Consider the following 17,150-nt stretch of genomic DNA (forward strand, 5'->3'; position numbering starts at 1 on the left):
ATAAACACGACCGTATGGCTTTTTTTATTTTCCACTAAAACAGCCTCCAGACTGATGATTAAAACAATCAGAAAGCTACGGCACCGAATGATTTAACTGCCTCTATGTCGATACCTTCTATAAATCGGGCAGTAGTAAAGACCAGAAAACATGGCTGATCAAGCAACTGGTAACAGTAAGGTTACCGGATAAGACGAGGCAGAGTGTTCAGAATGATTTTTACCGCCTCGACAGGCAGGGCGAAAAAAAACCGCCTCAGGTTAAAGGCGGTTTTAATAGCCGGGCTTTTAGCTTTTAGCTTTTAGCTTTTAGCTTTTAGCTTTTAGCTTTTAGCTTTTAGCTTTTAGCTTTTAGCTTTTAGCTGCTGGCTGCTGGCTGCTGGCTGCTCATACTGTCTGACCAACAGCTAATAGCCAAAAGCCAAAAACCAACATCTGCCTCCAGCCTCGATTAAACGACATCAGGCATTAGTAGCCACAAAGTATTTTGGATCTTCAATTACATTCACTTCGACCAGATTGCCTGCGCGTTTGAGCAGCTGGCAACAGTCAGGGCTCAGGTGTAAAAGGTGCAGGGTTTTACCTGAGTTAAGGTAACGCTCTGCCAGTGTATCAATGGCTTCCAGGCCGGAATGGTCACACACCCTGGAGTCAGCGAAATCAATGATAACGTCTTTGTTAGCCTGCTGCGGTTTAAACTGCTCAAGGAATGTAGTGGTTGAGCCAAAGAACAGTGGACCATGAACTTTGTAGACCGTTGAGCCCTTGAGGTCGTCCTTCTTTTCAACCCGGATATGCTTGGCATGTTCCCAGGCAAAGACCAGTGCCGACACAATAACACCTGTGATGACCGCTACGGCGAGATCCGTCAGAACGGTCACAACCGACACCAGTACCAGAACAAAAGCATCGCCTTTTGGAATTTTGTTCATGATACGCAGGCTACTCCACTCAAAGGTGCCAATCACAACAATAAACATCACGCCAATCAGGGCAGCGACAGGAATCTGCTCAATCAATGAGGAAGCAAAAAGAATAAACACCAGCAAAAACAGCGCTGCAGAAATGCCGGATAAACGACCACGTCCCCCAGAGTTCACATTGATCATGCTTTGCCCGATCATGGCACAGCCACCCATACCACCAAAGAAGCCCGTGGCAATATTCGCCACACCCTGACCAATACACTCACGATTGGAACTACCGTGGGTTTCGGTAATTTCGTCCACCATTCTCAAAGTGAGCAATGATTCAATCAGGCCGATAGCCGCCAGTACCAGGGAGTACGGCAGAATAATCCACAATGTTTCAAGGTTGAAAGGCACCGCCGGGATACTGAATGTTGGCAGTCCGCCCGCAATACCAGCGACATCGCCTACCGTTCTGGTATCAAGCCCAAAAGCAAACACCAGAAGGCTCACAACAACAATGGCCACCAGGGAGGAAGGAACCGCAGTGGTCAGTTTGGGCAGGAAATGAATGATGGCCATGGTCAGGGCAACGAGACCAACCAGCATATAAAGCTCAACTCCCTCAACCCATGCGACATCCAGAACACTGCCTTCCAGGAAAGTGCCATTGAGCCATCCGGCTTCACCAGCTACTCCGAACTGTCCCAGCTGGGCAAGAAAGATAACAATGGCAAGACCATTCACAAAGCCCAGCATCACCGGGTGCGGAACCATTCGTATAAATTTACCCAGCTTTAAAGTCCCTGCCAGCACCTGAATAATGCCCATCAATACGACAGTAGCAAACAGGTATTGCACCCCATGATCCGCGACCAGCGAAACCATGACAACGGCCAGTGCCCCTGTGGCTCCGGAAATCATGCCGGGTCGCCCGCCGACAACAGCGGTAATCAACCCCACCATGAAAGCGGCATACAAGCCTACCAGGGGTTCAACACCTGCAACAAAGGCAAAAGCAACGGCTTCGGGAACCAGGGCCAAAGCGACGGTCAGGCCGGAAAGCAGGTCACTTTTCAGACTCGTTGCTTTATTGGCAGTTAATTCAATCACTGTATATTCACCAGAAAATTCAAGTCATTCTCTGCTATCGGCGGGAAATCGTGTCGTGCAAGATGTGTCGTGCAAGAAAGGAGCAGAGAATAGTACGGTTATTTTTTGAGCGCGCATTTTAGATGAAAGGCTTATTAATAACAAATGCGTGTGACTGCTCCCCACCCTATCGGGTGAGGCTTCTGATTTCTTAGGCAGCAACCGACAGTCTGCCGGATTTACGCAAGCCTCCATCAGCAGAAACGGACAGTCCTTCCGCCTTTAATTTCAATATGCCTTGCTTCTTGATATTGCGAGCTGCATTAATATCCCGGTCATGGATAGCACCACAGCTACACTCCCATGATCGGATTCTCAATGGCATTTTTTCCTGTTTCAAATCGCAGACTGAGCAAGTTTTAGAGGATGCAAACCACTGGTCTATCTTCACCAGATGTTTACCTTCCTGCTTTGCCTTGTATTCGAGTTTGGTTATCAGTGAATGCCAGCCAGCATCAGCAATAGAACGAGCAAGACGCTTGTTCTTGAGCATGTTTTTAACTTTCAGTGCCTCCACAATCACCGCTTGGTTTTCGTCGATGAGTTGTTTTGATAGCTTATGCTGAAAATCATTACGGGCAAAGGCTACACGCTCATGCGCCTTTGCCACCAATAAACGGGCTTTGTGCCTACCTTTTGAGCCTTTCTTGCAGCGAGATAGAGCCTGTTGTTTTCTTTTCAGGTTACGTTGTGCTTTTTTCAGAAAGCGAGGATTGCCAGTCTTATGGCCGGTACTGGTGATAGCCAGATCAGTAATCCCCATATCAACACCGACAACCTGATTAGCCTCAAGATTATCAATCTGTTTTGGTTGTTCCTGGGTATCATCAGCCAATATGGAGGCAAAATACTTGCCGGTTAGCGTTCTGCTCAGGGTGATAGACTTCACCTTACCCACTATTTCACGATGCACTTTAGCCCTTATGGGCTTGCGCTTGGGGATTTTTATCCAGTTATCGCCCACAGAGACAGACGTACAATGGTAGCTACTTTGCTTGCCATGCTTTTTCTTGAAGCGAGGAAATCTTGCCTGCAATTTGGGATTGAAAAAGTTTTGAAAGGCCGTATCCAGATTGATAGTGGCCTGTTGCAGTGCAATAGAGTCAGCGTTTTTCAGCCATGAGTACTTTCGGCTTTTCTTGGCTTTTGCCAGCAAGGGCTTCAGGTGTTTTTTGGGAGAAAGGCTCTGCCCACGAACCTTGTAATAATGAACCTTAATAGCCAGGGCCTTGTTCCATACGAACCGCACAGCATCAAACTGACGGTCGAGAAATTCCGCCTGCTCTGATGTTGGATAGATTCGTACTTTGGTGGCTCTCAGCATGGAACGTTATTTAAGTGCTCATTAATATAAGCTCTATATTACAGGTATTTGAAAGAGGTTTTCAAGTGAGCGCACACAATAAAGATTTGCTTAAAGGGTATCTTCGCAAACGACATAGCGTTACCAAGCTGGTTGTTCATTTGGTGTTCACGACAAAGTACAGACGAAAGCTTTTTGATGGCTATATGATCAAGCAGTTACGGGAGTCGTTCGAGAGTGCATGTGAAAAACTGGAATGCCAGTTACTTGAAATGGATGGCGAAAAAGATCACGTACCCCTGTTGGTGGCCTACCCACCAAAACTGGCTATCAGTGTCATGGTAAATAATCTCAAATCAACATCATCAAGACGGTTGCGAATGCTGAATACCCACCTTAGGGAAGCAGCAGAACATAATATACCGCTGTTGGCTGTTGGCTGTTGGCGGTTGGCTGTATGAGCAGCTAATAGCCAAAAGCCAACAGCCCGGTAAGTTATTGAATGCTGCGCCCCTTACTGCTCAGAGCAAAGCAGGCTTAATGCGGTCAAGGTCTTACTTTGCTTGCAGTGCTGGCGGTGCAACTATCGAGACTCTGAAGGACTACGTTAATAGCCAGAGTACACCAGATTGATGGCGGAAGGCTCTGCGCCTTCCCGTCTTATATCCCCGCCCGCATTGGGCGAGGGTTTACAACGATTTTGCTAATCCATAAGAGCCATCGATGATAACCCCCTATAGTCCGAACCGACCTGACATTGAACAGATTCCAATCAGAACCTGCCGTAAAGAACTGTTCTTTTATGTCAAAAGTTGACACACGTCCATAAAACAACACTTCACTGACGTTATAGTCGAACCATCATCCACCAGAAGTTACAGGGATTGTAACCAGAACAAGGAACTGCGCAGTAAAACTGATCAACAGTTACCCATTACAAAAAAAATACAGGAGGGGCTATATGACCGGCCTTACCGACCCAAAAGATACACACCTTGATATGGACATTCACGCCGCCGACCTGCCGGACGCGAGGGAGCGGCTGTACCAGCTGACAGCTCTCGTTCATAAAATCGAAACGGCTCCCTGCCTGATTGATTATGAAACGGAACTTTTTGAAAAAGACACAATTATCCACGCCCACTTCGAGTTCTGCTGCGCCGCTGAAAAGCTGATTTTCCAGTTAAATACCGAATTTAACAGCAAATATAAACTACTGGCAGAAAATGCCTGAGTGCATAGACATACAGTGCCTTTTGTTGTTTAAAAGCGTTGCTGGAGAGTAGGCGGCGAACAGTATAGCTGACACTCTCCGCCTTTACGGCAATGTGAATTTTGTTAATTATTATAAATCAACTTTCCGATGCGCGTCCTTATCCCGTTGTGAGTGGTCATTTTGTAGAATGTCATTTCCCCGGAAGACAATTTTAAAGACCACTCTTTTGCGGCTATGCTTGTCGTTTCAAATGATCCTATTTTTTTTCCTTCCCGTTCCCACTTAGCCGCTTTAAGCTGAACCATCGCCGCGTATTCACACATTTTGCAATGTATGTTGAACCAGGGGTCACAAATCCAATAACTGTCATTTTTATACTTGGAAAAATCACCCAATGATATGGGGTTCTGGTGGAAAATGGTTGTATCAGCCAACAGGACAAACACATGTTCATCATGAACCACCAGCCATATATCAGGCATCGATAGCTTAATACCGTAATCTATGGCGACAAAAGCATATTCCTGACAATTACCCGCTCTATCCGGAGGTATAATGCGATATAGCATTCCCAGCATTTCCTGGTTCGTATGTTTTCTAAAAAGCAATACCCTTTTGTTGGCTAACGCCACATTTATCCTGCGTTTTGTTTTTCGTTCCTGTCTGGCCTCTCCATAAGTTCTGGAAAAAATTTTGTTACCTGTTTTTAAAGAATCTTTAAAAAAATGTCTTGAATGTATTAACAGATGCTTTGAATTGATCATTTCCTGCATTAGCAAACACCGACAACGCTTGAGAGAACTAATGGTATGATAGTTATCTGTTTCCTCTGTCAGGAGTTTATTGATGCTTAGTCTTGAAAATACGGTTCTGGTGATTACTGATGTGCAGGGCAAACTCGCTACTCTGATGCACGAAAAAGACGCTCTGTATAAACACCTTGCTGCCATCACAGCAGGTGCGAAAGAGCTGGACCTGCCGGTACTCTGGATGGAGCAGATTCCTCATAAGCTGGGCCCTACCATTACCGAAGTGTCTGAGCAGCTGCCCGAACAGACACCCATCAGTAAAAGTGCTTTCAGCGGTTGTGGCGAGCCGGAGTTTATAAAAGCACTGGAGCAGACCGGGCGCAAACAGGTGTTGATCGTTGGCATTGAAGCCCATATCTGCGTTTATCAGACGGCAATGGACTTGCATAAAGCGGGTTTTGAGGTGGAAGTCGTAGCAGATGCCGTATCATCCCGCACCAGGCAGAACAAAACTATCGCCCTGGATAAACTGAGCAAAGCGGGCATCGGCATCACCAGTACCGAAATGGCGCTGTTTGAGCTGATGAAGACAGCAGACGCCCCTCAGTTTCGAACGATTGCCAGACTGATCAAGTAACCAGTCAGAAATATACCGGGCTTTTGGCTTTTAGCTTCTGGCTTCTGGCTTCTGGCTTTTAGCTGTTCGTGCAGCCAACAGCCAATAGCCAATAGCCAATAGCCAATAGCGATATCTTTTCACGTAGACCGGACCAGCCTGAGTATACGCTGTGCCTGTTTCAGATGAGGCAGGTCCAGCATGCGTCCATCCAACCCTACCGTACCTGCGCCTTTGGCATTGGCAAAAGCATCAACCACCCGCCGGGCATAGGCCACTTCATCGGTGGATGGCGTGAAGCACTGATTGATAATTTCAACCTGATCAGGATGAATCGCCAGCTTGCCGGTAAACCCTTCCATGCGCGCACGCTCGCACTCTGCCCGCAGTTTCTTCTGACTTTTGTAATCATCACAAATGCCGTCTATCGCCTGCATATTACCCGCCGAAGCCACCAGCAGACAGTTAGCCCGGTTCATCCGGTGAATCAGAAAGTGAGCGCCATCCTGGTCACGGTTAGTGGTTGCGCCAATATCGGCAGGCAAATCCTCGGCTCCCCAGGTAAACCCTGACAGCCGGGTGCTGGCATTTATGAATGTGTTCTGGTTAATGGCACCAATAGACGACTCTGCCACACTGATAATAGGAGTCGAGCCAACGGGAAGGTTATTTTGTACTTCCAGTGCCGTCAGATAATGATCAACGGTTCGAAAATCATCAGCATCAGAGGGCTTAGGCAGGAAAATGCCAAACGGCTTGCCAGGCATAACGGAAACCAGATCATTAAGGGTATGAGGCGAAGCGAGGCTGTTAACCCGAACCCAGAGTTGCACCTCAGACCGCTTCTGGTGAGCCTGAAGAAACTGGCGCACTTTTTCTCTTGCTACTGACTTATTGCTCTCCACAACAGCATCTTCAAGACAAAATATCACCGCATCAGCCCCGGAGTTTTTTGCCTTTAACATTTTTTTGTCGTCATCGCCGGGAACAAACAGATAGGATTTAGCCAGCATGTTGTTCTCCTGAACCCTTATTTTCCAAATCAGCGGGTAGCCGCTGCAGCAGCGCAGTGCGAAGCATCGTACAGACTACTTCACTGTGCTGGTTATAGACCCGGTGCTCGAACGTTACAATACCCGCATTGGGTCGGGACTTGCTGGGACGCCTCTCCATGATTTCAGTTTCAACACTCAGGGTATCGTTAATAAACACCGGTCTGGGAAACTTCATTTCACCAAAACCCAGGTTCACTACCAACGTTCCCAGTGTCGTATCTTCTACCGAAACACCACAGGCAAACGACACAGTATACATACTGTTAAATACCCGCTGTCCGAACTCTGTTCTGCTCGCGTATTCGGCATCCAGATGCAGAGGCTGCGGGTTGTGGGTGATAGCACAGAACAGAACATTGTCCGACTCGGTCACTGTGCGGGACAAACGGTGTTTAATCACCCGCCCTACGTCGCATTGCTCGTAATAAAGCCCAGGCATAACCGTTTCCTTTTTATCACCGTTAACGTAATCCCCTTACTTAGATTACCCATAAGGTATCGATAAGGGGAACAAAAACCGGAAGCTTAGCCCATGGGCGTTCAGAGCGTTATGACTAACATCTGCTACTATGTTCCTGTGGCATATAGCCAGCCAGTGCAGGCTTCAGGCATTCCAATATTCAGTCAGAGCCTTTAAATTAAATAACTGAAAAGAAAAAAATCAAGCAACGGGTTTAGCGATGAACAACGTTCCGCCTGTTCAGTCAGGTCAACAGCCTTTTAAAAAAGTGCTGATCGCCAATCGTGGGGAGATCGCCCTGAGGGTACTCAGGGCTTTACAGCAGCTCGATATTGCCTCGGTCGCCATTTATCACCACAGTGACCGGCACTCTCCTGTCGTACAACAAGCCGACGAAGCCATAGAAATCGTTGGCGACTCACCCGCAGCCGCACACCTGGACGGACAACAGATTATTAAAATCTGCCAGCGACTGGGTGTCGAGGCCGTACACCCCTGTTACGGTTTTCTGTCTGAAAACGCAGAGTTTGCCCGAACACTGGAACAGGCAGGCATCACCTTTATTGGCCCTGAAGCCGACATTATTGAACTGATGGGCGACAAAATTACTTCAAGGGATTTTGTCGCCCGACACGGTTTCCCGGTTCCCCCTTCTGTAAACCTGGAACCGGATCATCCCGACTTCCTCAGGAACATTGTTGACATGGGCTTCCCAGTGGTGGTCAAGGCTTCAGCCGGTGGTGGCGGCAAGGGCATGAGCATTGTTCACAGCCAGGATGAGCTGCAGGACGCACTGCGCATCGCCGCTTCAGAAGCGGAAAAATACTTTGGTGACAGACGGGTTTACGTTGAGAAGTATTTTACCAGCGCCCGACATATTGAAGTGCAGGTGCTGGGCGATGGTCACCGTGTGGTTCACCTGGGCGAAAGAGAGTGCTCTATTCAGCGACGTTTCCAGAAGGTTATTGAAGAAGCCCCCTCTCCGGCGCTGACCAGCGCTAAACGTCAGGAAATCTGTGACACCGCAAAAGGCATTGCTCAAAGCGCGGGCTACAACAGCGCGGGTACGGTTGAGTTTCTGTATACGTCAGAGGGCAGTTATTTCTTTCTGGAGATGAACACCCGCATTCAGGTAGAACACCCGGTTACTGAGATGACGTTTAACGTAGACTTGGTTGCAGAGCAGATTCATATCGCAGCAGGCCGCCCCCTGTCTCTGAACCAGGAAACACTGTCTTCATCCGGCCACTCCATCGAATGCAGGATCTGCGCCGAAGATGCCTTTAACGATTTTATGCCCGCCACCGGCAAAGTACTGTTTCTGAAAGAACCCTGCGGGCAGGCCGTCCGGTTCGACAGTGGCCTGTATCTTAACCAGGCGATTACCAGCGCCTTTGATCCCATGCTGGCAAAATTGATTGTTCATGCCCCCACCCGTCAGCAAGCCATTGAAGCCATGAGACAGGCACTTCAGGAGCTGGTGATTCTCGGGGTAAAACACAATATTGATTATCTGGATACTGTTTTGCGCCACCAGCAGTTTATTGAAGGCCATTTTGATACAGGCTTTATCAAGCAATACGACCATGAACTAACACCCCTCCAGCCTGACAAACAGCAACAACAGGCTATTCTGGCAACCGCCCTGCTGAGTGAGCGCAGCAATCGTCTGCTGGCGGAAGCAACGCCAGACCTGCATGCCGCCATCGGCCACTGGAGGAACTGATGCAACCAAAATTTCTGTTTAACGGCACCGTTCATCCTGTTATTCCGGTTCGCAGACAACAGTCTGTTCAGCTAGAGATAGACGGTCGCATCATCACTGCCGAACTCCAGTGGCAAAGCGCTCACAGCGCCGAACTCACTATTGATGGAAAAAACCGGCAGGTCCATGTCGCCCAGGATGATCAGCAGCTATTTGTTCATCTCGATGGTAAAACCTGGTGGCTGGAATGTCTGGACGAGTTCAGCGAGGCCGCCTCTGAAGGAGGCTCTGCCAGCGGCATCGTTATTGCCCCCATGCCCGGCGTCGTGGTCGAGCTGAACACGTCGGTCGGCGAAAGCGTGACTGAAGGCGACCATCTTCTGTTAATTGAAAGCATGAAGCTACAAATGGCTATTCGTGCCACGGCGACAGGTACAGTGGAAAACATTCATATCAGCGGTACAGGCGACAGTTTTGAAAAAGGTTCCGTTCTGGTGGAAATCACCCCGGAGGGTTCAGCATGAGAAGACTGCAAACCCGTATTAACCCACAGTCGTCAGAGTTCAGGCAATACCAGACTCACAACCAGCAAATTCTGGCAGAGTTCCACCGTAAACAGCAGGCAGCACGCTTTACCCGCCCGGAAAGAGATATCCAGCGCTTAAGAAGCCAGAACAAAATGCTGCCAAGGGAACGGCTGGAGCGTTTGCTTGATCCCGGCACTCCCTTTCTTGAACTGTCTTCGCTGGCTGCCAACATGGCTTATGAGGGCATTGCCCCGTCAGCAGGGTGCATTACCGGTATTGGCGTTGTGGGTGGGCGGGAAGTATTAATTAATGCCAGTGACAGTTCTGTCAAAGGCGGTGCCTGGTTCCCATTAACCATTAAGAAAACCGTCAGGGCGCTGGACATTGCCATTGAAAACCAGTTACCCGTTATTCATCTGTGTGACAGCGCCGGTGGCTACCTGCCCATGCAGTCGGAGTTTTTTGCCGATAAATATATGGCCGGAAGGATTTTCCGCAACCAGACGCAACTCTCCAGACTGGGTTGTAAGCAGCTGGCACTGGTCTTTGGTCATTGCACGGCAGGCGGCGCTTATATTCCCAGCCTGTCGGATTACTCCGTAATTGTTGATGGTACGGGGGCTGTATTTCTGGGTGGTCCACCGCTAGTCAAGGCGGCAACCGGTGAAGATGTTACCGTCAATGAGCTGGGCGGTGCCCGCATGCACACCTCGGTTTCAGGCACCTGTGATTATTTTGCCAATAATGAGAAAGAAGCCATTGCCATCGGACGGGAAATTGTTGCCCAGTGGGAACAGAAACCCAAATTCAACCTACAACGGGAAGCTCCGGAAGAACCTTATTATGACCCATCCGAACTGTACGGCATTATTCCTGATGACATTAAGAAACAGTTTGATATGCGGGAAGTCATCGCCCGAATAGTGGACGGAAGCCGTTTTTCCGAATACCAGCCGGATTATGGCGATACGCTGGTGTGCGGCTATGCCAATATCTGGGGCTACAAGGTCGGGATTCTGGGAAATAACGGTGTGCTGTTTAACGACAGTTCTCTGAAAGCGGCGCACTTTATCCAGCTGTGTAACCAGAACCATGTGCCATTGGTGTTCCTGCAAAATATTACCGGCTATATGGTGGGCAAGGATTATGAACGCCGTGGCATTGCCAAGGACGGCGCGAAAATGATTATGGCACAGGCATGCTCCGACGTTCCCAAGTTCACCATAATGACTAATGGTTCCTATGGCGCAGGTAATTATGGCATGTGCGGCAGGGCGTTTGATGCCCGCACCCTGTTCAGCTGGCCGAACAGTGAAACCTCGGTCATGGGAGCCGATCAGGCGGCGAATACCCTGGTCACCATTAAACTGAAACAGTTACAGCGGGAAGGCATAGAGCCTGATGCGGAAGAACTGGAAACCATCCGGGCCTCAGTGTTGGCCAGCTACGAAAACCAGACCAGCGCCTACTATACATCGTCCGAGCTGTGGGATGACGGCATTATCGATCCGGTGAATACCCGCAATGCCCTGGCACTGTCGATCAGCGCTTCGCTGAACGTACCTTTTGGTGATGCCCGCTATGGTGTGATGCGGTTTTAACAGTCCGAGGAAAATAATTATGAACAGCTCAGCTAATAGCCATGCCTTTGCCCTTACCCCCGACCAGCAAAACCTGATGGACTATGCTGATCGTTTTGCCAGGGAACAACTCTACCCTCTGTGCGAAAAGATGGATAACGAAGAGTGGTGGCCGCAGGATACCTTTAAGGAAATGGGCAAACTGGGTCTGCTGGGCGTCACGGTGCCGGAGCAGTATGGCGGCGCAGGCTTATCGATTCTGGAAGCCGGTTTGATTCTGCAGGCGATTTCACGCTGGAACCATGCCTTTGCACTGAGCTGGGTAGCCCACGACAATCTTTGTGTGAATAGCCTGTATAACAACGGGAATGAAATGATCCGGCAGAAATATCTGCCAAAACTTTGCTCTGGTGAATGGACTGGCTGTCTGGGCTTAACTGAACCCGGCGCAGGTTCCGACGCACTGGGCTCCATGCGAACAAAAGCCGTTCGGGATGGGAATGAATACATTCTTAACGGCTCCAAGATTTATATTACCAATGGTCCCATTGCCGACATCTGCCTGGTGTATGCCAAAACTCAACCTGGCCGCGGCTCCAAAGGCATTACGGCATTTGTCGTAGAAACCAGCTGGCCCGGATTCAAGGTTGCCCAGAAGCTGCAAAAAATGGGGTTTCGGGGCAGCCAGACCGGAGAGCTGGTCTTTGAAGACCTGCGGGTTCCGGTGGACAACATTCTGGGTGAAGAACACGAGGGCCACAAGGTGGTAATGAGCGGGCTGGATGTTGAGCGCGCCATGATTGCCCCGGTCAATGTGGGTATTGCTGAGCGTACGCTGGAGCTGTCGGTGGAGTATGCCAAAACCCGTGAACAGTTTGGTAAAACCATTGCCAGTTTTCAGATGGTTCAGTCACGGCTGGCCGATATGTATGTCTGGATAGAAACCATGAAAACCTTCTGCTGGCAGGTACTGGCAGAAGTTTCCCATATTGATGAAGCCACTGCCGGCCGGGGTGAGATTCATGCCCGCACAGCGGCGTCCATCATGTATTGTGCCGATATGTGCAACCGGATTTTAGACAACGGTGTGCAGATACATGGAGGAACCGGCTATATCTGGGAATCGGAAATGAACCGGCTGTTCCGTTCCACCAAATTGCTGGAAATCGGTGCAGGCACGACCGAGGTTCGTAAAATGATTATTGCTGGCGAGCTGTTAAGCGATCAGTAGCGGTCATTCCAGGAGTGACTGACGGGAAAGCCCCCGCAGGTTATTGCCTGAAACCTGACGAGAGCATCATTCGGAAAAAAAATCGAACAAACCAGCGGTAGGCTGTCCGTTGTTGTCTGTCATTCTGTGAAATGTCATATTGCCGATAAACAACCTCTGGCACCACAGGGTTGCCCGTTCACTACTATAGTCATTTTTATATATTTCTTTACCCTCAGACTCCCATTGGGAAGATTTGAGGGTAGCCATCAGGCCATACATATGCATTCTACAATGGATATTAAACCACGGGTCGCATACCCAATAGTTATAAGCTTCATATTGGCAAAACTCATTTAATGTTAATGTAGCGCTTATTCCCGGGTCAGCTGCCAATATTAAAAATCCATGCTTTTCATGATTTGCCAGCCATATATTTTCAATCCTGTTTTCAAACCCATACTTCAGGGCAATACCATAATATTCCCGGCAGTTACCAGCTCTTTCCTGCTGGGGGCAGGAGGTTAGAAACTGGAATGAATCAAAGTTGTCGTACGTTTTTCTGTAGTGATCAATCAAATTGATGGCCACTCCACAATAATGTATACGCGCTAGTTTTTTTGACAGCATGGCTGTGCCATAAGACATTGAATAGGTTTTATTACATGTTTTAAAGGAGTTCTTAAAAAATAAGCGGGAGTAGTCCCGCAGGAATCTGGCATGTTCCATTTCGTTCATAAAATGTCAGCCTTTTGTGTATTGAATGAAACAACTGCTATTAGCGTAGACACATACAGTTAACCCGGCTTTAGCAACCTCTCCGCCCAGGCCCTTGAGGCTGAAATCATTAATGAGTACAGTCTGAGGCATGAATATTCTCTCAATCCAATCCCATGTGGCTGTAGGTCATGCGGGTAATTGATCCGCTGTTTTTCCGTTGCAGCGACTGGGCTTTAATGTCTGGTCTGTTAATACCGTCATGTTTTCCAACCACACCTTCCGTGGAAGGGAGACCCGTCAAGGAGTATCTGGGCGTTGTATATCAGAAATGAACCGGCTGTTCCGTTCCACCAAGTTGCTGGAAATCGGTGCAGGCACTACCGAAGTTCGTAAAATGATTATTGCTGGCGAGCTGTTAAGCGATCAGTAGCGGTCACACCAGAAGTGACTGACGGGAAAGCCCTCGCAGGTTATTGCCGGAAACCTGACGAGAGCATCATCTGGAAAAAAAATCGTACAAACCAGCGGTAGGCTGTCCGTTGTTGTCTGTCATCCTGTGAAATGACATATTGCCGATAAACAACCTCTGGCACCACAGGGTTGCCCGTTCACTATTATATTCATCCTTATATATTTCTTTACCCTCAGACTCCCATTGGGAAGATTTGAGGGTAGCCATCAGGCCATACAGGTGCATTCTGCAATGGATATTAAACCACGGATCGCATACCCAATAGTTATAAGTTTCATATTGGCAAAATTCATTTAATGTTAATGTAGCGCTTATTCCCGGGTCAGCTGCCAATATTAAAAATCCATGCATTTCATGATCTGCCAGCCATATATTTTCAATCCTGTTTTCAAACCCATACTTCAGGGCAATACCATAATATTCCTCGCAGTTACCAGCTCTTGCCAGCCGGGGGCAGGAGGTTAGAAGCAGGAATGAATCAAAGTTGTCGTACATGTCTCTGTAGTGACCTACCAAATCGTAGGCCACTCTGGAATAATTTAGACGCGCCACTTTTTTTGACAGCGTGGCTGTGCCATAAGACATTGAGTAGGTTTTGTTACATGTTTTAAAGGAGTTCTTAAAAAATAAGCGGGAGTAGTCCCGCAGGAATCTGGCATGTTCCATTTCGTTCATAAACTGTCAACCTTTTGTGTATTGAATGAAACAACTGCTATTAGCGTAGACACATACAGTTAACCCGGCTTTAGCAACCTCCCCGCCCAGACCCTTGAGGCTGAAATCATTAATGAGTACAGTCTGAGGCATGAATATTCTCTCAATCCAATCCCATGTGGCTGTAGGTCATGCGGGTAATTCATCCGCTGTTTTTCCGTTGCAGCGACTGGGCTTTAATGTCTGGCCTGTTAATACGGTCATGTTTTCCAACCACACCGGGCATTCTGGCTGGCGAGGTCCTGTGTTTACCCCTGAGACCATTCAGGATGTCCTTCTGGGGATGGAGGAGCATGGTGCTTTTGCTGAATGCCATGGGTTCCTGTCCGGATATATGGGTGATCCGGGTATGGCAGAAGTTATTCTGGATGCGGTTGAACGTATTCGTGCCGTTAATCCTGATGTACTGTACTGCTGCGACCCTGTGATAGGAGACACCGACACCGGTATTTATGTGCAGAAAGAGATTCCTGATTTCTTTCGGAACAAGGTGATCCAGCAGGCCAATATTATTACGCCGAACCACTTTGAGCTGGAGATGCTCACCGGCCAAAAAATAACCTCAACAGATCAGGCATTAAAAGGTGCCAGAAGCCTGCTGGCAGAAGGCCCCGATATTGTACTGGTAACAAGCCTTCTAACAGACGACGGCAAGAAAGATCATATTGCGATGCTGGCCGTCGATCATTCAGAAGCCTGGCTGATTACAACGCCGATGTATCCGATCAATGGGGTTGTCAGTGGTTCTGGCGACACTACTGCGGCGTTATTTATGGCGAAACTTTTGCAGGGCTGTGAACTTAAGCAATCACTTGAGCATATCGCCGGGGCCATGGACGGACTGTTCAAAAAAACAAGTCTGGCCGGTAGTCAGGAGTTACAGCTGATTGGGGCTCAGGATGAGCTGGTAAAGCCGTCGGTTACTTTTTCTGCCACTCCCCTTGAACCAACTTACACCAACCAGCTTGATGATGATAACCTTCAGACGGATTAGTTCAATCAGGAGATAGTCATGCTGAAAACCACCACACCTTCCGTGGAAGGGAGACCCGTCAAGGAGTATCTGGGCGTTGTCGTAGGAGAAGCTATTGTCGGTGCCAATGTGTTTCGGGATCTTTTCGCGAGCATCAGGGATATTGTGGGTGGCCGTTCTGGTGCTTACGAGAAAGAACTTGAAAAGGCACGGGAAGCCGCTTTTGAAGATATTGAAACCAGGGCCCGGGAAGTGGGAGCCAATGCCATTGTGGGTATTGACCTGGATTACGAAGTTGTCGGTGAAAAAAGCAGTATGCTGATGGTCAGCATCAGTGGAACAGCGGTAAAGCTGTAGTGATAAAACGATAACGGTGTATTTTGAGCTGCCGCTTTTCCCTGGTTACTACCCCTGTCAGACTTCAGGATGAAGAGAACGAATGAACCAAAGCCATCAACTTTCTCTGCTGGGTAAACGACGTTTTTTACCTTTTTTCGCCACCCAGTTTCTGGGGGCGTTTAACGATAATATCTATAAAAATACCCTGCTCCTGATGGCTGCGTTTGCGGCTGCAGAACAGTTGCCGTTCGATTCTGACCTGTTTATCAATTTGGGTGCCGGTTTATTTATCCTGCCTTTTTTCATTTTTTCCGGCATTGCCGGTCAAATAGCAGACAAATACGAAAAATCGCTGATTATCCGCAGGGTCAAACTGTTGGAAATTGGGATTATGTCGGTGGCTGCCGGTTTTATTATCAGCCAGAGCTTTCTGGTTTTGCTGATCCTCCTGTTCCTTATGGGTACCCAGAGTGCCTTTTTCGGTCCGGTGAAATACGCCATTATTCCCCAACATCTGCATGAAGATGAGCTGGTGGGCGGTAACGCCCTGGTTGAAATGGGCACCTTTGTCGCTATTCTCCTGGGAACCCTTGGCGCAGGACTGCTGGTTGAATTAACCAATGCTCATGGTTGGGTAGCCGTATCGGTCGTTGTACTCGCTATTATTGGCTGGCTGTGTGCCCGACAGATTCCGGAAGCAAAAGCTTCAGCGCCAGATCTGGACATCAGCTACAACCTGTTCAGCCAGACCCGGAAAATCATGAGAGATGCCCATGGCGACAGAACTGTTTACCTTAGTCTGGTCGCCATCTCCTGGTTCTGGGCGATTGGGGCAGCCTACCTGACACAGCTGCCAAATCTTGCCAGTCAGATATTGTCTGGCAGTCCTCAGGTTGTGAGTATAATGCTCGCCGTCTTTACCATTGGCGTTGCAGCCGGGTCGCTGTTCTGCGGAAGGATTTCCTATGGCAAGGTTGAGCCGGGCATTGTGCCTCTGGGCGCTTTGGGACTGAGCCTGTTCGCACTGGATCTGTTCTTTGCGATTTCTCCCAACACTCAGGGGGTATTGCTTAGTGCCAGTGAGTTTATAAGAATTCCCGCCAATGTCCGGGTATTGTTTGACCTTGCCATGATTGGCTTTTCTGGTGGGCTGTTTATTGTGCCACTGTATGCCATGGTTCAGAAAAGAACGGAAGAAAGTCGCCGTGCCCGAACGATTGCAGCACTGAACGTTATGAACTCTTCCTACATGGTTGGCAGCGCTGTGTTCGGAATGCTGTTCCTGGGGGTAGCTAATCGAACCATTGAAGAATTCTTCCTGACCCTGGCGGTTCTGCATGTAATTGTCAGCTTGTTGATTTTCAAAGCATCACCTGAATTCTGGCAACGTTTCAAGGCTCGCTTTTCACGAAAGGTATCCTGACCGGTCATGTTCGCAAAAGCCACCACTGA

The 17,150-nt window shown here is 48.6% G+C and carries 16 protein-coding genes and 3 pseudogenes; 12 read left to right on the forward strand and 7 right to left on the reverse strand.

Features of this window, described 5'->3' with window-relative positions; genetic code table 11:
* Positions 1 to 460: 460 nt before the first annotated feature.
* Positions 461 to 2,020 carry a SulP family inorganic anion transporter gene (locus tag NX720_RS07520; protein ID WP_262600439.1) on the reverse strand — a complete coding sequence of 520 codons (1,560 nt, stop codon included), beginning with the start codon at positions 2,018 to 2,020 and terminating at the stop codon, positions 461 to 463.
* Positions 2,021 to 2,210: 190 nt separating this feature from the next.
* Positions 2,211 to 3,383, reverse strand: a complete 1,173-nt coding sequence (locus tag NX720_RS07525) for an RNA-guided endonuclease InsQ/TnpB family protein (RefSeq protein WP_262600440.1) — start codon at positions 3,381 to 3,383, stop codon at positions 2,211 to 2,213.
* 65 nt (positions 3,384 to 3,448) lie between these two features.
* Here NX720_RS07525 and tnpA point away from each other — a divergent pair.
* The 3 genes and pseudogenes from tnpA to NX720_RS07540 all read left to right on the forward strand — a co-directional run.
* Positions 3,449 to 3,763, forward strand: a pseudogene (tnpA, locus tag NX720_RS27480) (IS200/IS605 family transposase); the annotation flags it as partial.
* A gap of 130 nt (positions 3,764 to 3,893) precedes the next feature.
* A pseudogene (locus tag NX720_RS27485) lies at positions 3,894 to 3,995 on the forward strand (IS200/IS605 family transposase); the annotation flags it as partial.
* A gap of 328 nt (positions 3,996 to 4,323) precedes the next feature.
* A complete protein-coding gene (locus tag NX720_RS07540) occupies positions 4,324 to 4,596 on the forward strand; it encodes a YfcZ/YiiS family protein (RefSeq protein ID WP_262600441.1) in 273 nt (90 codons plus the stop codon).
* 104 nt (positions 4,597 to 4,700) lie between these two features.
* Here the strand turns inward: NX720_RS07540 and NX720_RS07545 are convergent, their stop codons facing one another.
* Positions 4,701 to 5,342 (reverse strand): hypothetical protein, encoded by a 642-nt coding sequence (locus NX720_RS07545; protein WP_262600442.1) that lies wholly within the window; start codon positions 5,340 to 5,342, stop codon positions 4,701 to 4,703.
* Positions 5,343 to 5,424: 82 nt separating this feature from the next.
* Here NX720_RS07545 and NX720_RS07550 point away from each other — a divergent pair, with 82 nt between their 5' ends.
* Positions 5,425 to 5,964 carry a hydrolase gene (locus tag NX720_RS07550; RefSeq protein WP_262600443.1) on the forward strand — a complete coding sequence of 180 codons (540 nt, stop codon included), beginning with the start codon at positions 5,425 to 5,427 and terminating at the stop codon, positions 5,962 to 5,964.
* Positions 5,965 to 6,083: 119 nt separating this feature from the next.
* Here NX720_RS07550 and NX720_RS07555 read toward each other — a convergent pair whose 3' ends face one another.
* Complete coding sequence (locus tag NX720_RS07555; protein WP_262600445.1) at positions 6,084 to 6,956, reverse strand: HpcH/HpaI aldolase/citrate lyase family protein; 873 nt, start codon at positions 6,954 to 6,956, stop codon at positions 6,084 to 6,086.
* Positions 6,946 to 7,443: pseudogene (locus NX720_RS07560) on the reverse strand (MaoC family dehydratase); the annotation flags it as partial. The gene NX720_RS07555 and the pseudogene NX720_RS07560, both read right to left, overlap by 11 nt.
* Before the next feature lie 235 nt (positions 7,444 to 7,678).
* Here NX720_RS07560 and NX720_RS07565 point away from each other — a divergent pair.
* From NX720_RS07565 to NX720_RS07580, 4 genes are read left to right on the forward strand one after another with little or no spacing between them, the layout of a single operon-like run.
* A complete protein-coding gene (locus tag NX720_RS07565) occupies positions 7,679 to 9,184 on the forward strand; it encodes an acetyl-CoA carboxylase biotin carboxylase subunit (RefSeq protein WP_262600448.1) in 1,506 nt (501 codons plus the stop codon).
* Positions 9,184 to 9,687: an acetyl-CoA carboxylase biotin carboxyl carrier protein subunit gene (locus tag NX720_RS07570; RefSeq protein ID WP_262600449.1), complete on the forward strand. Its 504-nt coding sequence runs from the start codon at positions 9,184 to 9,186 to the stop codon at positions 9,685 to 9,687. Before NX720_RS07565 ends, NX720_RS07570 begins: the two co-directional genes overlap by 1 nt.
* Positions 9,684 to 11,291 (forward strand): acyl-CoA carboxylase subunit beta, encoded by a 1,608-nt coding sequence (locus NX720_RS07575; protein WP_262600451.1) that lies wholly within the window; start codon positions 9,684 to 9,686, stop codon positions 11,289 to 11,291. The genes NX720_RS07570 and NX720_RS07575 overlap by 4 nt, the downstream gene beginning before the upstream one ends.
* Positions 11,292 to 11,310: 19 nt before the next feature.
* Positions 11,311 to 12,501: an acyl-CoA dehydrogenase family protein gene (locus NX720_RS07580; RefSeq protein WP_262600453.1), complete on the forward strand. Its 1,191-nt coding sequence runs from the start codon at positions 11,311 to 11,313 to the stop codon at positions 12,499 to 12,501.
* A gap of 66 nt (positions 12,502 to 12,567) precedes the next feature.
* Here the strand turns inward: NX720_RS07580 and NX720_RS07585 are convergent, their stop codons facing one another.
* The gene (locus tag NX720_RS07585; RefSeq protein WP_262600454.1) at positions 12,568 to 13,218 is read right to left on the reverse strand and encodes a hypothetical protein; all 651 of its coding nucleotides are present in this window, start codon (positions 13,216 to 13,218) and stop codon (positions 12,568 to 12,570) included.
* Between the two features lie 199 nt (positions 13,219 to 13,417).
* Here NX720_RS07585 and NX720_RS07590 point away from each other — a divergent pair, with 199 nt between their 5' ends.
* Positions 13,418 to 13,630, forward strand: coding sequence for a hypothetical protein (locus NX720_RS07590; RefSeq protein WP_262600455.1), 213 nt, complete (start codon positions 13,418 to 13,420; stop codon positions 13,628 to 13,630).
* Between the two features lie 66 nt (positions 13,631 to 13,696).
* On the opposite strand, the gene NX720_RS07595 is transcribed toward NX720_RS07590, so the two are convergent.
* Positions 13,697 to 14,347, reverse strand: a complete 651-nt coding sequence (locus NX720_RS07595) for a hypothetical protein (RefSeq protein ID WP_262600456.1) — start codon at positions 14,345 to 14,347, stop codon at positions 13,697 to 13,699.
* A 130-nt stretch (positions 14,348 to 14,477) separates the two neighbouring features.
* On the opposite strand from NX720_RS07595, the gene pdxY reads away from it, so the two are divergent.
* From pdxY to NX720_RS07610, 3 genes are all read left to right on the forward strand, one after another.
* The gene (gene pdxY, locus NX720_RS07600; RefSeq protein WP_262600457.1) at positions 14,478 to 15,380 is read left to right on the forward strand and encodes a pyridoxal kinase PdxY; all 903 of its coding nucleotides are present in this window, start codon (positions 14,478 to 14,480) and stop codon (positions 15,378 to 15,380) included.
* An 18-nt stretch (positions 15,381 to 15,398) separates the two neighbouring features.
* Positions 15,399 to 15,716, forward strand: coding sequence for a heavy metal-binding domain-containing protein (locus NX720_RS07605; RefSeq protein ID WP_262600459.1), 318 nt, complete (start codon positions 15,399 to 15,401; stop codon positions 15,714 to 15,716).
* A gap of 82 nt (positions 15,717 to 15,798) precedes the next feature.
* Complete coding sequence (locus NX720_RS07610; protein WP_262600460.1) at positions 15,799 to 17,121, forward strand: MFS transporter; 1,323 nt, start codon at positions 15,799 to 15,801, stop codon at positions 17,119 to 17,121.
* Positions 17,122 to 17,150: the final 29 nt, after the last annotated feature.

This window comes from Endozoicomonas euniceicola (assembly GCF_025562755.1).
GTDB classification, from domain to species: Bacteria; Pseudomonadota; Gammaproteobacteria; order Pseudomonadales; family Endozoicomonadaceae; genus Endozoicomonas_A; species Endozoicomonas_A euniceicola.

Bases quoted from the DNA above. Each gene is read 5' to 3' on its own strand.
- NX720_RS07545 (WP_262600442.1), bottom strand. From the start codon at position 5,342: ATGATCAATTCAAAGCATCTGTTAATACATTCAAGACATTTTTTTAAA.
- NX720_RS07580 (WP_262600453.1), top strand. From the start codon at position 11,311: ATGAACAGCTCAGCTAATAGCCATGCCTTTGCCCTTACCCCCGACCAG.
- NX720_RS07575 (WP_262600451.1), top strand. From the start codon at position 9,684: ATGAGAAGACTGCAAACCCGTATTAACCCACAGTCGTCAGAGTTCAGG.
- NX720_RS07525 (WP_262600440.1), bottom strand. From the start codon at position 3,383: ATGCTGAGAGCCACCAAAGTACGAATCTATCCAACATCAGAGCAGGCG.
- NX720_RS07540 (WP_262600441.1), top strand. From the start codon at position 4,324: ATGACCGGCCTTACCGACCCAAAAGATACACACCTTGATATGGACATT.
- NX720_RS07610 (WP_262600460.1), top strand. From the start codon at position 15,799: ATGAACCAAAGCCATCAACTTTCTCTGCTGGGTAAACGACGTTTTTTA.
- NX720_RS07595 (WP_262600456.1), bottom strand. From the start codon at position 14,347: ATGAACGAAATGGAACATGCCAGATTCCTGCGGGACTACTCCCGCTTA.
- NX720_RS07570 (WP_262600449.1), top strand. From the start codon at position 9,184: ATGCAACCAAAATTTCTGTTTAACGGCACCGTTCATCCTGTTATTCCG.
- pdxY (WP_262600457.1), top strand. From the start codon at position 14,478: ATGAATATTCTCTCAATCCAATCCCATGTGGCTGTAGGTCATGCGGGT.
- NX720_RS07605 (WP_262600459.1), top strand. From the start codon at position 15,399: ATGCTGAAAACCACCACACCTTCCGTGGAAGGGAGACCCGTCAAGGAG.
- NX720_RS07550 (WP_262600443.1), top strand. From the start codon at position 5,425: ATGCTTAGTCTTGAAAATACGGTTCTGGTGATTACTGATGTGCAGGGC.
- NX720_RS07555 (WP_262600445.1), bottom strand. From the start codon at position 6,956: ATGCTGGCTAAATCCTATCTGTTTGTTCCCGGCGATGACGACAAAAAA.
- NX720_RS07585 (WP_262600454.1), bottom strand. From the start codon at position 13,218: ATGAACGAAATGGAACATGCCAGATTCCTGCGGGACTACTCCCGCTTA.
- NX720_RS07565 (WP_262600448.1), top strand. From the start codon at position 7,679: ATGAACAACGTTCCGCCTGTTCAGTCAGGTCAACAGCCTTTTAAAAAA.